Raw genomic sequence first — 17,256 nt, 5'->3', positions numbered from 1 at the left:
GATTCCGACAGAACCATGACGCAGCCTACCCGTCGCCAGTTGGCCAACGCCATCCGCTTCCTTGCCGCCGATGCGGTTGAAACCGCAAAGTCCGGCCACCCCGGCATGCCCATGGGCATGGCCGATATCGCCGAAGTCCTCTGGAACGACTATCTCCGGCACAACCCGAACAACCCGCAGTGGTTCAACCGTGACCGCTTCGTGCTGTCCAACGGCCACGGCTCGATGCTGCAGTACGCCCTGCTGCACCTGAGCGGCTACGACCTGCCGATCGAACAGCTCAAGCAGTTCCGCCAGCTGGGCAGCCACACCGCTGGCCACCCGGAACGCCACGAGACCCCGGGCGTGGAAACCACCACCGGCCCGCTGGGCCAGGGTTTTGCCAACGCCGTGGGCTTCGCCCTGGCCGAGAAGCTGCTGGCACAGCGCTTCAACCGCCCGGAGCTGGAAATCGTCGACCACCGCACCTGGGTGTTCATGGGCGATGGCTGCCTGATGGAAGGCGTTTCGCATGAAGCCGCTTCGCTGGCCGGCACCTGGGGCCTGCACAAGCTGGTCTGCTTCTGGGACAACAACCACATCTCCATCGACGGCAACGTCGAAGGCTGGTTCACCGACAACACCCCCGAGCGTTTCGAGGCCTATGGCTGGAACGTGGTGCGCGATGTCGATGGCCACGATCCGGAAAGCATCAAGGCCGGCATCGAAGCGGCCCTGTCGCAGGACGACAAGCCGACCCTGATCTGCTGCCGCACCACGATTGGTTTCGGTTCGCCGAACAAGGCCGGCAAGGAATCCAGCCACGGTGCGCCGCTGGGTAAGGACGAACTGGAAGCCACCCGCAAGCAGCTGGGCTGGAACTACGGTCCGTTCGAGATTCCCGAAGAGATCTACGCCGGCTGGCGTGCTGGCGGTACCGGCACCCTGCGCCAGGCCGAGTGGGAACAGCAGTTCGACAAGTACGCCGCGCAGTTCCCGGCCGAAGCGGCCGAACTGACCCGTCGCTCGCACGGCGAACTGCCGGCCGACTTCGTCGCCAAGGCCGATGCCTACATCGCCCAGGTGGCGGCTGAAGGCCCGACGATCGCATCGCGCAAGGCCTCGCAGCTGGCCATCGAAGCCTTCGCCCCGCTGCTGCCGGAAATCGTCGGCGGCTCGGCTGACCTGGCACATTCCAACCTGACCCTGTGGAAGGGCAGCACGTCGGTCGCCAGCGACGACGCCAACGCCAACTACGTGTACTACGGAGTGCGCGAGTTCGGCATGACCGCCATTGCCAATGGCCTGGCCCTGCACGGTGGCTTCATTCCGTTCGATGCCACCTTCCTGGTGTTCAGCGACTACGCCCGCAACGGCGTGCGCATGAGCGCGCTGATCCCGGCCCATGCCATCCACGTCTACACCCACGACTCGATCGGCCTGGGCGAAGACGGCCCGACCCACCAGCCGGTGGAACACCTGGCCTCGCTGCGCTACATCCCGAACAACGATGTGTGGCGCCCCTGCGATGCAGTGGAATCGGCAGTGAGCTGGAAGGCTGCGATCACCCGTCAGGACGGCCCGAGCTGCCTGGTGTTCAGCCGCCAGAACCTGCCGCACCAGCCGCGCGATGCCGGGCAGATCGCGCAGATCGAACGCGGCGGCTACGTGCTGGCCGATGCGGCCGGCACCCCGGACGTGATCCTGATCGCCACCGGTTCGGAAGTGTCTCTGGCCACCGAAGCCAAGGCGCAGCTGGATGCCGCCGGCCTGAAGACCCGCGTGGTCTCCATGCCGTCCACCGACGTGTTCCTGCGCCAGGATGCGGCCTACCGTGAATCGGTGCTGCCCAACGCCGTGCGCAAGCGCGTGGCGGTGGAAGCCGGCGTGACCGGCTTCTGGCGCCAGTTCGTCGGCCTGGACGGTGCGGTGATCGGCATCGACACCTTCGGCGCCTCGGCCCCGGCCGAAAAGCTGTACCAGCACTTCGGCATCACCGCCACGCACGTGGTGGAAGCAGCCAAGGCGCTGTAAGCGGCCCCGCGAAGCAGGAAAGGGAAAGGCCGGCGCAAGCCGGCCTTTCTTGTTCGGCGCAGTAGCAACTGTCTTGTCAGGGGCTGCCGAGGGCCACCTCGGCGTCCCGCTTGCGGGCATTGAGGATCACCAGCATTTTGCGCATGACCGCAACGAGGGCCACCTTGCTCGCCTTACCCTTGGCTTGAATCCGGCGTGGGGACCCAAGCTACTTCACGGTCGCAAGACCTGGATCCACACGGTCGCCCACGCCGGGCTCTCGGCACCCAAGGTGCCAGATCGGCAAGAGATAAGATCCACGCCATGCGTGGATGAGCGCTACATCGCCTCGCGCACATCCATCAATGCAAAGCCCAGCAGGTTCAGCCCGCGCCATTGCGCGGGGTTGTGCGCGTCGGCGTGGTCCTTGGCCAGGCCGATGCCCCAGATGAAATCCACCGGGCTGGCTTCCACCAGCACCCAACCCGCCGTGGCGCGCAGGAAGGCGCCCAGTTCCAGGTTCTGGCTGAACTTGGCGCGGTTGCCGGCCACCACCAGGTCGTAGCGCGCCTGCACCCAGCGCGCTTCATCGAAGCCTTCGATCTGGCGGCCCAGCGCCTTGGCCTTGTCCGGCGTGGCGCTGGCGATGATCTTGTCGAGCAGCACGCTTGCGCCGAACAGCCGCGCCTTGCCGGCCATCATGTAATGCTCGGCGGTGCGGTAGTGCACGCCATCAATGTCGAAGCCGGCGTCGTACCACTGGCTGAAGCAGGATGCAGAGACACCGCTGCGCGGCGGCTGGTGGCCCCAGAAACACAGATAGCGCAGGTCTTCGCCTGCGGCCTGGCGTTGCTGCAGGTCGTGCAGGAAACGGGAATCGTCATTCATCGGCAAAGCATAGCGTGCCGTGATGCTCTGGTAGGTGCCAACCTTGGTTGGCACTGAAGCCGTTCCGCCGGGCATGTCCCGGCGCCACCGTACGCACGATTACGCGGTGCGCGCCAACGCCAGCCGCAGCAGCCGCGCGTTCAATCGCTCGCCGAAATCCTTCGGCGCCTGCAGACCCATGCGCTGCAGGTACACCGCATCCCCATCGCCGGCCGGCTGGCGCAGCGCGGCCCACGCCGTGCGCAGCGTCGCGCCGCGCGTCTGCGTATTGGCCTTCAGCCAGCCCAGCGCCTTCACCAGCACCTGTTCGATCTCGTTGAAATCACTGCCCAGCGGGTAGTCGGGCAGGGTGCCATCACTGCGGAAGGGTGCCAGCGCCGCCGCCAACGCGGCAGGCGTGTTGCGCTGCAGTCGCTGCGGATCCGGCTGCTGCGCGGCTCGCAGTTTGCGCGCCGCGTGCGCCTGCTCCAGCAGTGCTGCCTGGAACGGCGCTTCGGTAATGGCGGTCATCGCCTGCACGCAGTCCTCGTCGGTCAAACCGCGCAGATCGGCAATGCCGTACTCGTTCAGATAGATATCGCGCAGGTGCCGCGGAATGGTGGTGTGGCCATAGTTCCAGCGCACGTTCGAGGCGCGCTGGCCCTTGTCGTCGCGCGCGGCGCGGAACATCAACATGCTGCGTGCTTCCGGCAACGCATGGGCCATGGCCACGAAGTTGTACTGGCCACCCACACCCGAGACCACCCGCCCATCATCCAGCGCATCCGACACTGCCGCGCCCAGCGCGGTGGCCATCATGCAGGAATTGAAGAAGCGCGCATGGCGGCGCTGCAGGCGCTCCAGGGTCTCGTTGCCACCATAGAGCTGGTTGATCTCGCTGATGCGCCGCATGCCGATCGCGCGGCATTCGTCTTCGGGCAGGGTGCGCAGCCATTCGTAGAATTCCGGCGAACCCAGGTAGAACGCGCCGTGCAGGTATTCACCCTCGGCGGCCAGCGTGGCGTGGTCGATCGACAGCGTGCTGCCGTTCTCGATGCGCTGCATCAGGGCCAGATCGTCGTGCACCTTGCGCTTGATCACCCCGGTCTGCACCAGCCGGCGGAAGCCCTCGTTGAGCATTTCGCTGCAGCCATACAGGCCGACCTCGAACGGTTCCAGCCCGCCGATTTCCTGCACCAGCGGATGGCTGGCCAGCTGTGGGTCCAGCGCATGCAGAGCGCGGCGGTAGCGCGCATTGTCGATATGGCGCAGCACCAGCGCGTGGCTGAGTGCATCGGCCAGGGTGCCGATGCCGATCTGCAGCGTGCCGCCATCGCGCACCAGGGTGCTGGCATACAGGCCGATGGCGTAGTCGGCGTCGGCCACCGGCTGCCGCGGCAGGCCGAACAGCGCGGGGTAGGGCGGCGGCGGGGTGATCACCAGGTCGAAGAAGGACACATCCACCGTGGCCGAACCGCCCAGGTAGGGCAGCTGCGGGTCGATCTCGGCCACCAGCAACGGGCGCGGCAGGCCGCGTGCGGCAATGGCATCCAGCGTGTCCTGGGTGATGTCGTTGTTGCAGGACAACGACAGCCGGCGATCATCCGGGCGCATGGCCACCTTCTGCACGATCACCTGCGGCGCGCGCTGGGCCACCGCATCGGCCGCGTGCGTGTAGTTCAGGCTGGTATAGCTGGACTGCGCCTGCCGCGAACCCAGCAGCGCGCCGGACTGCATGTAGAACTCTTCCACCTGCACGTGTGCCGGCAGCGCATCGCGGGCGATGGCATCGGCGTAAGCCAGGCGCGGGAAATCCTCGCCGAAATGGCGCTGCACGAACGGCGCCATGAAGCGCGCCTCCAGGCCATCGCCGCGCGCCTTGGGCGGGTTCAGCGACAGCGCGGTGTACAGCTGCAGTGGTCGCGACGGATCTGCTTCCACCCGCGCATACAAGGCATTCAACAGCCGGTGCGGCTTGCCCAGCGCCAGCGGCGCACCCACCCGCAGCGGCCCGTCCACGCGCGCGAACAGCCAGTCAACGGCGGCGTCCAGGTCGGTCAGGTGTTCGGTCATGCGGCAAGGTCCTGCGTGCGGGGGAGTGCGGGCATTACAGCATGTCGGGCTTGAACCGCCGTCGACGCGAGACTTCGGCGCCGGACAGCATGAACTGGCCATCGCCGCGGTAGTGGAACGTGCGCGGCAGCTTCGGCCGCGGCGCCACGTGTGCGCGCACGATTTCCCAGATGAAAAGATTGCTCGACTGCACCTGGCTGTCGTCGTACAGGCGGCACTCGAAGCAGGAATGGCACTGGCCCACCAGCGGCGCAGCCACGTCGCGCGCCGGCAGCGCGTCCAGGCCGAAGTGGGCGAACTTGTCGATGTCACGGCCGCTGCAGTTGCCGATATCCACCACCGTGTCCAGCAGCTCCACGCCGGGCACGTTGATCACGCATTCGCCGCTGTCCCGGGCCAGGGCGAAGCTGTGGTTCTCGCTCCACAGGTAGGTGGCCACCAGCGACGGCGTGAAACCCATCACCATGTGCCAGCCCATCGTCATCAGGTTGCGCTGGCCCTGCGCCGCGGTGCTGACCAGCACGATCGGGCCCGGTTCCAGGAACCGGCGTGCGTCCTCGACGGGGTAGTCCTTCTTGCGCAGGGGCTTCATGCAAGCTCCGTGGGCGGTGGCTTCGATGCTGGTCCGTGGCAGATGAACCGCATGTCGAGGGGCTTGACAGCACGCTCGATTACGCGCGTAATCGAATTGTCGATTACGGATGTAAACAATGAGCCCGATCAGTGAAGCCGAAGCCATCGTGATGGAAGTGCTGTGGCAGCAGTCGCCGCGCAGCGCAGACGATGTGGTCGCCGCGCTGGCCCACCGCGACTGGGCCGAGCCGACCATCAAGACCCTGCTCAACCGCCTGCTGACCAAGGGCGCCATTGCCGCCGAACGCGACGGCCGTCGCTACCTCTACCTGCCGCTGCTGCAACGCCAGGCGTGGGTGGACATGCAGAGCCAGGATTTCATCGGCCGCGTGTTCGATGGCCGGGTGGCGCCGCTGGTCGCCCACTTCAGCGAGCGCGGGCGGCTGACGGCACAGGACATTGCCGAACTGAAGAAGCTGATCCAGGAGATGGACGATGAATGAGCTGCTCGATGGACTGTGGCAGGCCAGCCTGGGGCTGGCGTTGGGCGTGCTGCTGCTGGCGGCCGCGCGGCCCGTGCTGGTAGCGCTGGGTGGTGCGGAACTGGCCTATCGCAGCTGGTGGTTGCTGCCGCTGCTGTTGCTGGCCCTGCTGCTGCCCGTGCCGGCCTTGCCAGTGCTGCAGCACGTGCCCACGCTGCCATTCAAGGTGGTGCCGGGCACCTTGGAAGGGCCTGCCGCGCAGTTGCCGCTGTGGCTGTGGCTGCTGGCCGTGGCCTGGGCGCTGGGTGCCGGCCTGCAGCTGCTGCGCGCGCTACGTGCGCAACGCCGTTTCGAGCAGGCGCTGGGCCCCCTGCAGGCGCGTGCCGATGGCAGCTGGCAGGCCAGCGCCGACCCCGGCCTGCCCGCGCTGGTGGGGCTGTGGCGGCCGCGCATCGTGGTCGGCCCGCACTTCGACCAACAGTTCGATGCCCATGAGCAGGCCCTGATCCTGCTGCACGAACGCAGCCATCGCCGCAACGGCGATCACTGGGCCAATGGCGGCCTGCTGCTGGCGCGCACGGTGTTCTGGTTCCACCCGTTGCTGTCCTGGGCCGCGCGCCGTTTCCTGCGCGACCAGGAACTGGCCTGCGATGCACGCACCGTTGCCGCGCAGCCCTCGCAGCGCCGTCTCTACGCCAGCACGCTGCTGAAGGCGCAGCTGGTCCACCCGGTTGCGCCGATGGCCTGCCATTGGCGCAGCCAACCCGTGTTGAAGGAGCGTATCGCCATGTTGAAGCAGTCGAAACGGAAGGCATTGCCGAAATTGTCGGGCCAGCTGTTGCTGGTGGGTCTGTGCATGGGTGGGGCGGCGTTGGCGTGGGCCAGCCAGGGGGCCGGTGGTGTAGAGCGCGTTGCGTCAGCGGGCGCGGGCAATCGCGATATCCAGATCGACAAGATGCCCCCGCCCAGCTATCCGCGCTCGGCGTTTGAAAAAGGCCAGACCGGCGTGGTCACGCTGCGCCTGGAGGTGGATGCACAGGGCCAGCTGACCGATGTGCGGATCCTCAGCGCCACCAATCCGGGCGTGTTCGACGAAGTGTCCAAGGCTGCCGCGCGCAGCTGGACCTACCGTCCGGCACTGAAGGGCGGCGTGCCCGTGGCGGCCGCGGTGAAGGTGCCGATCACCTTCGCCATGGATGACGATGAGGCCGACGGTGGCCGGAAGTGAGAGGCCTGCCGCTGTGGCTGTTGGCGGCGCTGCTGGCCGGGTGCGCCAGCCATGAACGCCTGACCACGGTCGATACGCGCAACGAGAGCGTCGGCCACCAGCGCCTGCAGCCCAATGCGGCCGGTGGTGCGGGGCAGGTCCAGCCATACACGCTGGCTGCCAGCGAGGGCTACCGGATGCCGCAGCTGTATGCGGCACCGGACCCGGTGGTGGGCGAGCGCGACCCACGCACCGCGTTGCCGCCCACCACGGTCTGCCTGCAGGTGGTGGTGGACGCGCAGGGCGGGGTTGAACGCAGCATGCCGCTGACCGACCGGAAGGAATGCAGCGCGGGTGCAGCGACGGAGAATGGCCCGCTGCTGAAGGCCGCGCAGGATGCGGTCGCGCAGTGGAAGTATTCCCCGGCGGCGGTCTGTCATTTTGCAGCGGGCAACGTGCCGAAAGACCGCAGTGACTGCAAGGGCGCCGACAGCATCGAACCGGTGGCGGTCACCCTGCAGTACGCCTTCACCTTCGAAATCGTGAAAGGCCAGCACGTGGTGCGCACCCAGGGCCGCTAGCGCCTGACAGGAACACGGTAGCGCCGGGCCATGCCCGGCGTGTCCTCGCCGCCGCTCTCAGGCCCCGCCCTGGATATTGGCCTTCACCGCCGGCTGCATCAGCTTCGGTTCGGCCAGGGAGGCATCGCGTGCCTGCCGCACGCTGACAAACGCCGCTTCGTCCACGCCGTCGTGCACGTGGATGTTGTGCGCACGCTGCGCGCCGATGCTGGTTTCATTGGCAATCGCACGGCCACCCGGGCCGTAGTCGTGGCAGACGAACACGCGGGTGGCATCGGGCAGCGCCAGCAGGCGCTGGATGGAGCGGTACAGCTGCGCCGCGTCACCGCCCGGGAAATCACAGCGGGCGGTGCCGCCATCGGGCATGAACAGCGAGTCGCCGGTGAACAGTGCATCGTCGATCAGGTAGGCGATGCTGTCGCTGGTGTGGCCCGGCACCGCGATGATGCGGCCCTGCAGCGTGCCCAGCGCGAAGGTTTCGCCATCGCTGAACAGATGGTCGAAGTGCGCGTGCTGCGCTGGCAGGTCCAGGCCGTAGCGCGGCGCGAAGGTGGCCTGCACCGCGCGGATGCCCTCGCCAATGGCCAGCGTGGCCTGCGGGAACCGCGCCTTCAACCGGCGCCCGGCCGACACGTGGTCGGCGTGGGCGTGGGTTTCCAGCAGCCAGCGCAGCTGCAGGCCCTGCTGTTCGATGGCCTGCAGCAGCGGGCGCACGGGCGCGTCGCTGCTGGCGTCGGTGTCCGGGTCGTAATCCAGGACCGGATCGATCAACGCCGCCTCGCCACTGGCCGGATCACTGACCAGATAGCTGAAGGTATTGCTGTCGCGGTGGAAGAAGGATTGGACCTGGACCGACATGGAACCTCCTCAGCGTGTGCCCAGCACGCGGTTCAGCAGCTGGGCCAGGTTTTCACCGGCCAGCCGCAGCTGCGCCTCGGCCACCGGGCGATAGCGCGCGGTGTATTCATCGCCGATCTTGCGCGAAGCGGGGTAAACGCCGGGTTGCACCGAAATGCGGCAGCTGGCTTCGGCCCAGCGCTGCGGATCCTGCTGCGGGTTGGACTGGCGTGCCAGCTTCGGCGCCGGCAGTGCGCGCAGCACCGGCAGGTAGCCGCTGTCATCCAGCTTGCGGGTGTTGAGCATACCGCTGTCCCACAGCGAATGCAGGTTGGTACCGCGGTTACCGAACTGCAGCTGGAAATCGTTGCCGCCCTTGTCGTGGCCGTAGCCGGCGTGCATCGGCTGGTGCACGTCACCCACCAGGTGCACCACGAACTTCAGCGCCTGCAGGCGCTCGCCATCGGTCAGTTGGCGGTCGCCCAGGATCGTGCTCTGCGCCTTCAGGGCTTCCACGATGCAGTTGCCGTTTTTGCAGTGCTTGGGGGCTTCGTAATGGCAGCCGTCTTCGGCGATGTTGACGTAGTGCCAGCCGGCCGAGCGGCGGCCCAGGCCGGGATCCTTGGCGCGCAGCTGGTCGGCCCAGGGCGCGATGCTGGCCAGGGTGGCGCCCGGTTCGGTGGCCAGCAGGCGGTCCACTTCGGCACGGGCCGTGGGGTTCAGGCGGGTTTCGGCCACCTCGGCCACCAGGCGGTGGCCTTGTGCGCCCCAGGCATGGGCGGGCGCGGACAGGGTCAGCAGGGCCGGGGCGAGCGCGGCGGCGAGGAACAGGGAGTGCAGGGCTTTCATCCGCCCATTCTAGCGGCGCCGCCGGGCAGGGAATTGACGCAACGCGGCGCGTCGCCGGCGGCCCGCTGCCGACGCCGCGTTGATCTGCTTGCCGCTAGGCTGGCGCGGCCACGCATGGGGACGGCGATGACCAGCACCGACAGGCGCGTTACCGCAGTACCGATCGACGAATCCGGATTTGCCGTTGCCTTCGACGCACAGGTGCTGTGGCGCATGCGCTGGGCCTGCGCCGTGGCGGCCTGCTTCTCGCTGCTGTTCATCGCGCTGGACCGACAATGGTTGCCGCCCGACATCGGCGCCGTGGTGCTGCGCTGGCGCCTGGGCGTGCTGCTGCCGGCGCTGCTGGTGGGCGTGGTGATGACCTATCTGCCGGCGTGGCGCCGCTACCTGCAGTACATCGGCGGGGCCATGGTGCTGTGCAGCGGGCTGGCCCTGGTGGCCATGGTGTGGACCGCGCACCACGCCGAAAGTGGCTACCCCTACGAAGGGGTCAGCCTGTTCCTGCTGTTCAACTATTTCCTGTGCGGGTTGCGCTTCAAGGTGGCCACCTTCAACGGCACGGTCATCAGCGCCGCCTTCGTGCTGGCCGAAGTGAACGTGCTGCCGGCCGGGCCGGCCCTGGCCGAGGCGTTGATGTTCGTACTGGCCACCCACGTGGCGGGCATGGTGGGCTGTTACATCTCCGAACGCCAGGCACGCGCCACCTTCATTGCCGAACAGCGGCTGGACGCGCTGGCCAACCACGATGGCCTGACCGGCCTGCTGAACCGCCGCGCCTTCGACCGCCGTGCCCGGCAGATCTTCCAGCACTACCTGCGCACGCCACACCCGCGCGGTGCGCTGCGCATCGCGATGATCGATATCGATTACTTCAAGCGCTACAACGACCACCACGGCCACCCCGCCGGCGACACCGTGCTGCATGCCGTGGCCGCAGCGTTGTCGGCGCAGTTGCGCGACGTGGATTCGGTAGTGGCGCGCTATGGCGGCGAAGAGTTCGTGGCGCTGGGCCATTGGCAGCCGGGCCAGCCGCAGTCGGCACCGTTCGAACAGCTGCGCCAGCAGGTGCAGGCGCTGGCGATCGCCCATGCCGATTCCGATGCGGCGCCAGTGGTCAGCGTCAGCATTGGCGTGGCGCGCTGGCATGACGACGGCGGCGACACCCTGGAACAGGCGCTGGCCAGGGCCGACCAGGCGCTCTACCGCGCCAAGGCCGCCGGCCGCAACCGGGTGGAAGTGGCCGCAGACCAATGAAATCCACCCGCCCCGCCCAATCAAAAAAGCCCCGGCACACACACCGGGGCAACATGCTGCGAGCGTCTTTGCTTGGTGGGTTGCTGCTTGAGACGGGGGAGCGGGGGCGAAGCCCCCGCACTCAGAACATTCCTTAGAACTTGAAGACGTACGACACGCCGTACACCAGCGGATCGATGTTCACCGTGCCGATCTTCTCGCCGTCCAGCTTCACCTTGCTGTCGATGTCGATCCAGCGCATGTCCACGCGCAGGGCGCCCTTTTCGCCAATGGCGAAGTCCACGCCGGCATGCGCGGCCAGGCCCCAGGAGTCTTCCAGCTTCAAGTTGCTGCCGGCCAGCGCGCCGGTGGTGTCTTCGCTGAAGAAGGTGGTGTAGTTCAGGCCGGCACCCACGAACGGGGACACCTTGCCCTTGCTGTTGAAGTGGTACTGCAGGGTGACCACCGGCGGCAGCTGCTTGCTGCTGCCCACACGGCCCAGGCCGTTGATGTTGATGTCGTGCTTGAACGGCAGCGCGGCCAGCACTTCAATGCCCAGGTTGTCGGCAATGAAGTATTCGCCGGTAATGGTCGGCTTCACATCATTGTCCACGTCCACCTTCAGGGTGCCGCCGGCCAGCGAGCCGTTGTTGGACTTCGGCGCGACCTGGTGGACGCCGGCCGAAACGGTCCAGTCGCCCTTGGACTGGGCCATGGCCGGGGCGGCAGCCAGTGACAGGGCGGCGGCCAGGCTGGCCAGGATCAGGGGGGAATGCGTGCGCATGGGGGTGTTCTCGTTGCGGGGTTGATGGGGCCAGTGTCGGCCTCACGCCGCGCTAACGCTTTGATCCGGATCAAATCCCCCCGGCGGCCCCTGCCAGCAGGGGGTCTGGCCCACGGTGGTCAGGCCCGGTTTGCTAGACTTGTGGGCCCTATCCATCCCGCCGCACCTGTCGCGGCCGCAGGAGCTTGAGAACATGGCAATCAAGGTTGGTATCAACGGTTTCGGTCGCATCGGTCGCAACGTCCTGCGCTCGGCGGTGCTGAACTTCGGCGACGACATCGAAATCGTGGCCATCAACGATCTGCTGGAGCCGGACTACCTGGCGTACATGCTCAAGTACGACTCCGTGCACGGCCGCTTCAAGGCCGACGTGGCCGTGCAGGGCAACGACCTGCTGGTGAACGGCAAGAAGATCCGCCTGACCCAGGAACGCGATCCGGCCAACCTGAAGTGGGACGAAGTCGGCGCCGACGTGGTGCTGGAAGCCACCGGCCTGTTCCTGACCAAGGAAACCGCGCAGAAGCACATCGATGCGGGCGCGAAGAAGGTGATCATGTCGGCCCCGTCCAAGGACGACACGCCGATGTTCGTGTTCGGCGTGAACGACAAGACCTACGCCGGCCAGGCCATCATTTCCAACGCGTCGTGCACCACCAACTGCCTGGCCCCGCTGGCCAAGGTCATCAACGACAAGTGGGGCATCAAGCGTGGCCTGATGACCACCGTGCACGCGGCAACCGCCACCCAGAAGACCGTTGACGGCCCGTCCAACAAGGACTGGCGCGGCGGCCGTGGCATCCTGGAAAACATCATTCCCTCGTCCACCGGTGCGGCCAAGGCCGTGGGCGTGGTCATTCCGGAACTGAACAAGAAGCTGACCGGCATGAGCTTCCGCGTGCCGACCTCGGACGTGTCGGTGGTCGATCTGACCGTCGAGCTGGAAAAGGAAGCCACCTACGCCGAGATCTGCGCCGAAGTGAAGGCACAGAGCGAAGGCGCGCTGAAGGGCATCCTGGGCTACACCGAAGACAAGGTGGTGGCCACCGATTTCGTCGGTGAAACCCACACCTCGGTGTTCGATGCCGATGCCGGTATCGCCCTGGACGGCACCTTCGTCAAGCTCGTGTCGTGGTACGACAACGAGTGGGGCTATTCCAACAAGTGCCTGGAAATGGCCAAGGTCGTCGCGGCCAAGTAAGGCCTGCGCAGATCGCCGCACGAACCCCGGCCTGGCCGGGGTTCGTCGTTTATGGGGTCCGGGCATGCCGTAGCATGGGCGGGGTCGACCGCTGCCGTTGGGGCGCGGGTGCGGAGGAAAGACACGCAATGGAAGCCTTGATTGTTCTGGCGGTACTGGCCCTGCTGGCCGTTCCGCTGCTGCTGGTGGTGGCCCTGGTGATGATTGCCGGGTTGCGCCGCCGCGTGGCGGCACTGGAACAGGCCGTGGCCGCGGCGCCCGCGATGTCGCCTACGGCCCCGCCGGTGGCCGCCCCCGTCGCCGTGCCGCCGCATACACCCGCGGCCGATCTGACCGAGCCGGTGCCCGCGCCTGTGGCCGCTGCCACGGCCGCGCCCGAGCCGGCGCCCGTGCTGCCGCCGCACAGACCCGCACCGCCGCCGCCGCTGCCCCCTGAACCCGTGCTGCCGCCACTGCCGGCCGAGCCTGCGCTGCCGAACGTCATCGAGCGCGCTGCCGCCGCCGTCAAACGCTGGTTCACCGAAGGCAACGTGCCGGTGAAGATCGGCATGCTGGTGCTGCTTGCCGGCGTTGCCGCGCTGCTGAAGTACGTCAGCGACCAGGGCTGGCTGGTGGTGCCGATCGAACTGCGCCTGGCCGGCATCACCGTGGCCGCGCTGGGCCTGCTGGGCTTTGGCTGGCAGCAGCGCGAACGGCGGCGCATGTTCGCCTTGGCGCTGCAGGGCGGGGCGATCGGCGTACTGCTGCTGACCGTGTTCGCCGCATTCAAGCGCTACGAACTGCTCAACGCAGGGTTTGCCTTCGGCAGCTCCATCGCCCTGGTGGCCGGGCTGTGCGTGCTGGCCGTGCTGCAGAATTCGCGCACGTTGGCGGTGCTGGGCATCCTGGCCGGCTTCATGGCGCCGCTGTGGCTGTCCACCGGCAGCGGCAACCACGTGGGCTTGTTCAGTTACTACGCGGTGCTCAATGCCGGCATCTTCGCCATTGCCTGGTTCCGCCCCTGGCGCGCGCTGAACCTGCTTGGCTTCGCTTTCACTTTCGGCATCGGCACGTTCTGGGGCGTGCTGCAGTACCGGCCGGAGCAGTTCGCCAGTACCGAACCCTTCCTGCTGCTGTTCTTCGCCTTTTACCTGCTGATTCCGCTGCTGTACGCGCGGCGCCAGCCGGCGGCGCGGCGTGACCTGGTCGATGGCAGCCTGGTGTTCGGCACGCCGCTGGTGGCGTTCTCGCTGCAGGCCGGCATGCTGCACACCCAGCCGATGACCCTGGCGCTGTGTGCGCTGGGCCTGGCGGCGATCTATGCGGTGCTGGCCCGCGCGCTGCTGGCGCGTGCGTCGTACACGGTGCTGGCGCAGTCGCACGCGGTGCTGGCGGTGGGCTTTGCCACGCTGGCGGTGCCGCTGGCGCTGTCGGCGCGTGCCACCGGCGCGGTGTTCGCGCTGGAAGGGGCGGGCCTGGCCTGGCTGGGCCTGCGCCAGCAGCGTTGGCTGCCGCAGGTGGCCGGCGCGCTGCTGCAGCTGGGCGCGGCCTTCGCCTTCGTGGTGGGCGCCGATTACTGGCACGCCGATGGCCGCTTCCTGCTGAACCCCACCGCCATTGGCGCGCTGCTGCTGGCACTGGCCGGGTTTGCCTCGGCATGGAGCTACCAGCAGCGCAGCCGCCATGACGTAGCCCTGGTTTATTACCTGTGGGGCCTGTTGTGGTGGTTCGGCGGGTTTGCCCATGACATCGCGCGCTTCCTGCCGCTGCTGTCGCAGGCCGATGCGCTGCTGGTGCTGGTGGCGGTGACCGGCTGGCTGGCCGCCGAACTGCAGCACCGTCGTCCTGCGCGCGCGCTGGGGCTGACCGCGCTGGGCATGCTGGCGTTGGCCTTCCCGGTGGCGCTGTGGCAGAACGATGCCCATGCCCAGCCGTTCGCCGGTTACGGCGCGCTGGCCTGGGCGGTGTTTGCGGTGCTGGGCGTGCGTAGCCTGCTGTGCCTGCGCCGCAGCAACGGCTGGGTGGCCAGCATCGCGCAGTTCCTGTGGCTGCTGCTGTGGCCCTGCCTGTTGTCGCTGCTGGCCCTGTGGGGCGGCGATGCCGCCGCGCTGGCGCAGGGCTGGACCACCTTGCTGGTCACCCTGCCGTGGTTGCTGCTGGCGGCGCTGTCGCTGTGGCGCTGGAACGCGGTGAGCTGGCCGCTGGGCGAGCGCTTCGCGGCCGCACGCGCGCCGTTGCAGGCCACGCTGTTCGCAGCACTGGCCCTGGCCTGGCTGGGCGCACTGCTGCAGCCGGGCGATGCAGCGCCGTTGGCCTGGCTGCCCGTGCTGAACCCGGCCGAGCTGACCCAATGGCTGGCACTGCTGCTGGGGGCTTACTGGCTGTACAGCGCTGAAGGGCCGATCGAACTGCGGAAGCTGCGGGTGCCGCTGCTGGCCGTGGTCGGCTTCGTCACGCTTACCAGCACCGTGCTGCACGCCGTGCATCATTGGGGCGGCCTGCCGTGGAATGCCAGCATGGCCCGTTCCAGCCTGGCCCAGACCAGCCTGACCGTGCTGTGGAGCGTGCTGGGCGTGATCGCCTGGGTGTGGGGCTCCAAGCGCGGCCAGCGCGTGCTGTGGATGGTGGGCGCGGTGCTGATGGGCGTTGTGCTGGCCAAGCTGGTACTGATCGACCGCCAGCACCTGGGCAACCTGCTGGGCATCGCATCGTTCATTGCCTACGGCCTGCTGTGCACGGTCGTGGGCTATCTGGCACCGGCCCCGCCGGCGGCGCCAACCGTGGAGAAAAACGCATGAAAACCTGGAGCGCGGTGGTCCTGCCGCTGCTGATGGCCGTCACCGGCAGCGTTGCCGCACAGGCAACCGATTACCGCCAGCACTACGCCGAACAATGGCCGTTGAGCCTGTCCAGCGCGCAGTCCGGTGCGTACCGGGTGGTGCTGGAGCCGGCCATCTATCGCCGTGCAGGAACGGCCGACCTGGCCGACCTGCAGGTGTTCAACGCCGCCGGCCAGGCACTGCCGTCGGCGCTGCTGGCGCCGGACCAGCCGCTGGCGCAGGCGCCGGTGCAGCGCGAACTGCCCTGGTTCGTACTGCCGCCGCTGGCCGACGCACAGCGCAACGATCTGCAGCTGCTGACCGAGCGCGACACCGATGGCCGCGTGCGTCGGGTGGAAGCGCGCGTGGGCGCTGGCGCGACCGCGAGCGGGCAGGGCGGCTGGCTGGTCGATGCCAGCGTGCTGGGCCAGCAGCCGCTGGCGGCGCTGGTGCTGGACTGGGCCGACAGCGGCCAGCCGCTGCAGGCGCAGGTGCAGGTCGATGCCAGCGACGATCTGCAGCATTGGCGTTCGGTTGCCCGTGACGTGCCCCTGGTGGACCTGCAGCGCGCCGGCAAGCGCCTGCTGCAGCGTCGCCTGCAGATTGATGGCACCACCCGCTACCTGCGCATCCTGCCGCAGGGCAGTGCCGCACTGCCGGCGCTGCGCAGCGTGCTGGCCGAACTGCCACCGGCACCGGCCACCGTGCCCTGGGAATGGGTGCCGCTGCAGCCGCGCACGCAGGGCAAGGGCGAATTCACCTTTGAACTGGATGGCCGTTTCCCGGTGTCGCGCGCCGATGTGGCCAGCACCGGCAACAGCCTGGTGCAGTGGACCCTGTACAGCCGCGACGATGCCGATGCCGAATGGCAGCGCCGCAGCGCGCCGTGGATCGCCTATCAGTTGCAGCAGGGCGCGGCGGGTCAGCGCCAGCAGTCGGCCTCGCAGCCGCTGGCGGGCACCTGGCGCGATCGCTACTGGAAGCTGGTGGCTGACCCCGCTCAGACCGGCGGCACGCCGACGCTGCGCCTGGGTTACCAGCCTGAAGTGATGGTGTTCCTTAGCCAGGGTGCAGCGCCGTATGCGCTGGCCGTGGGCAGCGCCACCGCGCGTCGTGCCGAAGCGCCGATCACCGTGTTGATCGAAGAACTAAGGCAGCGTAACGACCCGGCCTGGCAGCCCACGCTGGCGCGTTTCGAAGGCAGCCCGGAAGTGCTGGCCGGTGACGCGGCACTGCAGCCGCAGCGCGACTGGAAGGCATGGTTGCTATGGGCGTTGCTGGGGCTGGGCGTGCTGGTGGTCGGTGGTCTGGCGATCAGCCTGCTGAAGCAGAAGCCCGCGCCTTCGGCGTAGTGTCCTGCCAACGGCGCAGCCCCTCGTGGGTGGTCGGTTGGTCGCGTAGAGCAGAAGCCGCGCTTGGCCGGGCGGGGTGGGGCCGCGGGGGACGCCGTGAATCCATCCCTGGAGGCTTGTCCGCCGCATCCATGCGGCGGATACCCCCGCGGCCCCACCCCGCCCGGCCTCTGACAGTTTCCGGGGGCGGCCACCCACGGAAAGGAAAAAAGAAGAGCAACAGCGGGTCGCGCGCTGCGCGCACTCGCTGCGGGGTCGGATCCGTTTTCCGCAGGAAAGCGGCTCTGACCCCTTCTTCCCAACCGACATCACAGACCGCTCTTGCTTCGGCCGTTGCCGTCCGCTCCGCCATGCACCTGTCGAGGCCGGGGCGGTGTGGGCTGGCAGGGGTGTCCGCGGCATGGATGCCGCAGCCAAGCCCCCATGGAAG

Annotated in this window: 14 protein-coding genes and 1 pseudogene; 8 read left to right on the top strand and 7 right to left on the bottom strand. The window is 68.0% G+C overall.

Features of this window, described 5'->3' with window-relative positions:
• Positions 1-15 precede the first annotated feature (15 nt).
• Positions 16-2,013 carry a transketolase gene (gene tkt, locus C1933_RS15750; protein WP_108754010.1) on the top strand — a complete coding sequence of 666 codons (1,998 nt, stop codon included), beginning with the start codon at positions 16-18 and terminating at the stop codon, positions 2,011-2,013.
• A 76-nt stretch (positions 2,014-2,089) separates the two neighbouring features.
• On the opposite strand, the pseudogene C1933_RS15745 reads toward tkt, so the two are convergent.
• From C1933_RS15745 to C1933_RS15730, 4 genes and pseudogenes are all read right to left on the bottom strand, one after another.
• A pseudogene (locus tag C1933_RS15745) lies at positions 2,090-2,209 on the bottom strand (IS110 family transposase); the annotation flags it as partial.
• A 122-nt stretch (positions 2,210-2,331) separates the two neighbouring features.
• On the bottom strand, positions 2,332-2,880 hold the full coding sequence (locus tag C1933_RS15740) for an NADAR family protein (RefSeq protein WP_108754009.1): 549 nt from the start codon (positions 2,878-2,880) through the stop codon (positions 2,332-2,334).
• 99 nt (positions 2,881-2,979) lie between these two features.
• The gene (locus tag C1933_RS15735) at positions 2,980-4,932 is read right to left on the bottom strand and encodes an acetyl-CoA hydrolase/transferase C-terminal domain-containing protein (RefSeq protein WP_108754008.1); all 1,953 of its coding nucleotides are present in this window, start codon (positions 4,930-4,932) and stop codon (positions 2,980-2,982) included.
• Positions 4,933-4,966: 34 nt separating this feature from the next.
• On the bottom strand, positions 4,967-5,524 hold the full coding sequence (locus tag C1933_RS15730) for a flavin reductase family protein (protein WP_108754007.1): 558 nt from the start codon (positions 5,522-5,524) through the stop codon (positions 4,967-4,969).
• A gap of 118 nt (positions 5,525-5,642) precedes the next feature.
• Between C1933_RS15730 and C1933_RS15725 the strand changes: the two genes are divergently transcribed.
• Genes C1933_RS15725 through C1933_RS15715 form a run of 3 tightly spaced genes read left to right on the top strand, consistent with a single transcriptional unit; the run spans position 5,643 to position 7,775 of the window.
• A complete protein-coding gene (locus C1933_RS15725; protein ID WP_108754006.1) occupies positions 5,643-6,008 on the top strand; it encodes a BlaI/MecI/CopY family transcriptional regulator in 366 nt (121 codons plus the stop codon).
• On the top strand, positions 6,001-7,215 hold the full coding sequence (locus C1933_RS15720) for a TonB family protein (RefSeq protein ID WP_108754005.1): 1,215 nt from the start codon (positions 6,001-6,003) through the stop codon (positions 7,213-7,215). The genes C1933_RS15725 and C1933_RS15720 overlap by 8 nt, the downstream gene beginning before the upstream one ends.
• Positions 7,212-7,775 carry a hypothetical protein gene (locus C1933_RS15715; RefSeq protein ID WP_108754004.1) on the top strand — a complete coding sequence of 188 codons (564 nt, stop codon included), beginning with the start codon at positions 7,212-7,214 and terminating at the stop codon, positions 7,773-7,775. Before C1933_RS15720 ends, C1933_RS15715 begins: the two co-directional genes overlap by 4 nt.
• Before the next feature lie 57 nt (positions 7,776-7,832).
• On the opposite strand, the gene C1933_RS15710 is transcribed toward C1933_RS15715, so the two are convergent.
• Both C1933_RS15710 and C1933_RS15705 read right to left on the bottom strand, forming a co-directional pair.
• Complete coding sequence (locus tag C1933_RS15710; RefSeq protein ID WP_108754003.1) at positions 7,833-8,633, bottom strand: MBL fold metallo-hydrolase; 801 nt, start codon at positions 8,631-8,633, stop codon at positions 7,833-7,835.
• Positions 8,634-8,642: 9 nt separating this feature from the next.
• On the bottom strand, positions 8,643-9,461 hold the full coding sequence (locus C1933_RS15705; protein ID WP_108754002.1) for a S1/P1 nuclease: 819 nt from the start codon (positions 9,459-9,461) through the stop codon (positions 8,643-8,645).
• 126 nt (positions 9,462-9,587) lie between these two features.
• Here C1933_RS15705 and C1933_RS15700 point away from each other — a divergent pair, with 126 nt between their 5' ends.
• Positions 9,588-10,715, top strand: coding sequence for a GGDEF domain-containing protein (locus tag C1933_RS15700; RefSeq protein ID WP_108754001.1), 1,128 nt, complete (start codon positions 9,588-9,590; stop codon positions 10,713-10,715).
• A 133-nt stretch (positions 10,716-10,848) separates the two neighbouring features.
• On the opposite strand, the gene C1933_RS15695 is transcribed toward C1933_RS15700, so the two are convergent.
• On the bottom strand, positions 10,849-11,478 hold the full coding sequence (locus C1933_RS15695) for an OmpW family outer membrane protein (protein ID WP_108754000.1): 630 nt from the start codon (positions 11,476-11,478) through the stop codon (positions 10,849-10,851).
• Between the two features lie 193 nt (positions 11,479-11,671).
• Here C1933_RS15695 and gap point away from each other — a divergent pair, with 193 nt between their 5' ends.
• The 3 genes from gap (at position 11,672) to C1933_RS15680 (ending at position 16,826) form a co-directional block, all read left to right on the top strand.
• Positions 11,672-12,676 carry a type I glyceraldehyde-3-phosphate dehydrogenase gene (gene gap / locus C1933_RS15690; RefSeq protein ID WP_019660012.1) on the top strand — a complete coding sequence of 335 codons (1,005 nt, stop codon included), beginning with the start codon at positions 11,672-11,674 and terminating at the stop codon, positions 12,674-12,676.
• Positions 12,677-12,804: 128 nt separating this feature from the next.
• The gene (locus C1933_RS15685) at positions 12,805-15,453 is read left to right on the top strand and encodes a DUF2339 domain-containing protein (protein ID WP_108753999.1); all 2,649 of its coding nucleotides are present in this window, start codon (positions 12,805-12,807) and stop codon (positions 15,451-15,453) included.
• Positions 15,450-16,826 (top strand): DUF3999 domain-containing protein, encoded by a 1,377-nt coding sequence (locus C1933_RS15680; protein ID WP_108753998.1) that lies wholly within the window; start codon positions 15,450-15,452, stop codon positions 16,824-16,826. The genes C1933_RS15685 and C1933_RS15680 overlap by 4 nt, the downstream gene beginning before the upstream one ends.
• The last annotated feature ends 430 nt before the right edge of the window (positions 16,827-17,256 follow it).

The sequence above is a fragment of the Stenotrophomonas sp. ZAC14D2_NAIMI4_6 genome (genome assembly GCF_003086875.1).
In the GTDB taxonomy this organism is placed as follows: Bacteria; Pseudomonadota; Gammaproteobacteria; order Xanthomonadales; family Xanthomonadaceae; genus Stenotrophomonas.
Note: the sequence above shows the minus strand (reverse complement) of the source record. Positions and strands in the feature narration are given on the sequence as shown.

What these genes read in the sequence shown, in the direction of transcription:
- C1933_RS15735 (WP_108754008.1), bottom strand. Translation starts at nt 4,932, where the DNA reads ATGACCGAACACCTGACCGACCTGGACGCCGCCGTTGACTGGCTGTTC.
- C1933_RS15685 (WP_108753999.1), top strand. Translation starts at nt 12,805, where the DNA reads ATGGAAGCCTTGATTGTTCTGGCGGTACTGGCCCTGCTGGCCGTTCCG.
- C1933_RS15740 (WP_108754009.1), bottom strand. Translation starts at nt 2,880, where the DNA reads ATGAATGACGATTCCCGTTTCCTGCACGACCTGCAGCAACGCCAGGCC.
- C1933_RS15700 (WP_108754001.1), top strand. Translation starts at nt 9,588, where the DNA reads ATGACCAGCACCGACAGGCGCGTTACCGCAGTACCGATCGACGAATCC.
- C1933_RS15710 (WP_108754003.1), bottom strand. Translation starts at nt 8,633, where the DNA reads ATGTCGGTCCAGGTCCAATCCTTCTTCCACCGCGACAGCAATACCTTC.
- C1933_RS15695 (WP_108754000.1), bottom strand. Translation starts at nt 11,478, where the DNA reads ATGCGCACGCATTCCCCCCTGATCCTGGCCAGCCTGGCCGCCGCCCTG.
- C1933_RS15680 (WP_108753998.1), top strand. Translation starts at nt 15,450, where the DNA reads ATGAAAACCTGGAGCGCGGTGGTCCTGCCGCTGCTGATGGCCGTCACC.
- C1933_RS15725 (WP_108754006.1), top strand. Translation starts at nt 5,643, where the DNA reads ATGAGCCCGATCAGTGAAGCCGAAGCCATCGTGATGGAAGTGCTGTGG.
- C1933_RS15720 (WP_108754005.1), top strand. Translation starts at nt 6,001, where the DNA reads ATGAATGAGCTGCTCGATGGACTGTGGCAGGCCAGCCTGGGGCTGGCG.
- C1933_RS15730 (WP_108754007.1), bottom strand. Translation starts at nt 5,524, where the DNA reads ATGAAGCCCCTGCGCAAGAAGGACTACCCCGTCGAGGACGCACGCCGG.
- C1933_RS15705 (WP_108754002.1), bottom strand. Translation starts at nt 9,461, where the DNA reads ATGAAAGCCCTGCACTCCCTGTTCCTCGCCGCCGCGCTCGCCCCGGCC.
- tkt (WP_108754010.1), top strand. Translation starts at nt 16, where the DNA reads ATGACGCAGCCTACCCGTCGCCAGTTGGCCAACGCCATCCGCTTCCTT.
- gap (WP_019660012.1), top strand. Translation starts at nt 11,672, where the DNA reads ATGGCAATCAAGGTTGGTATCAACGGTTTCGGTCGCATCGGTCGCAAC.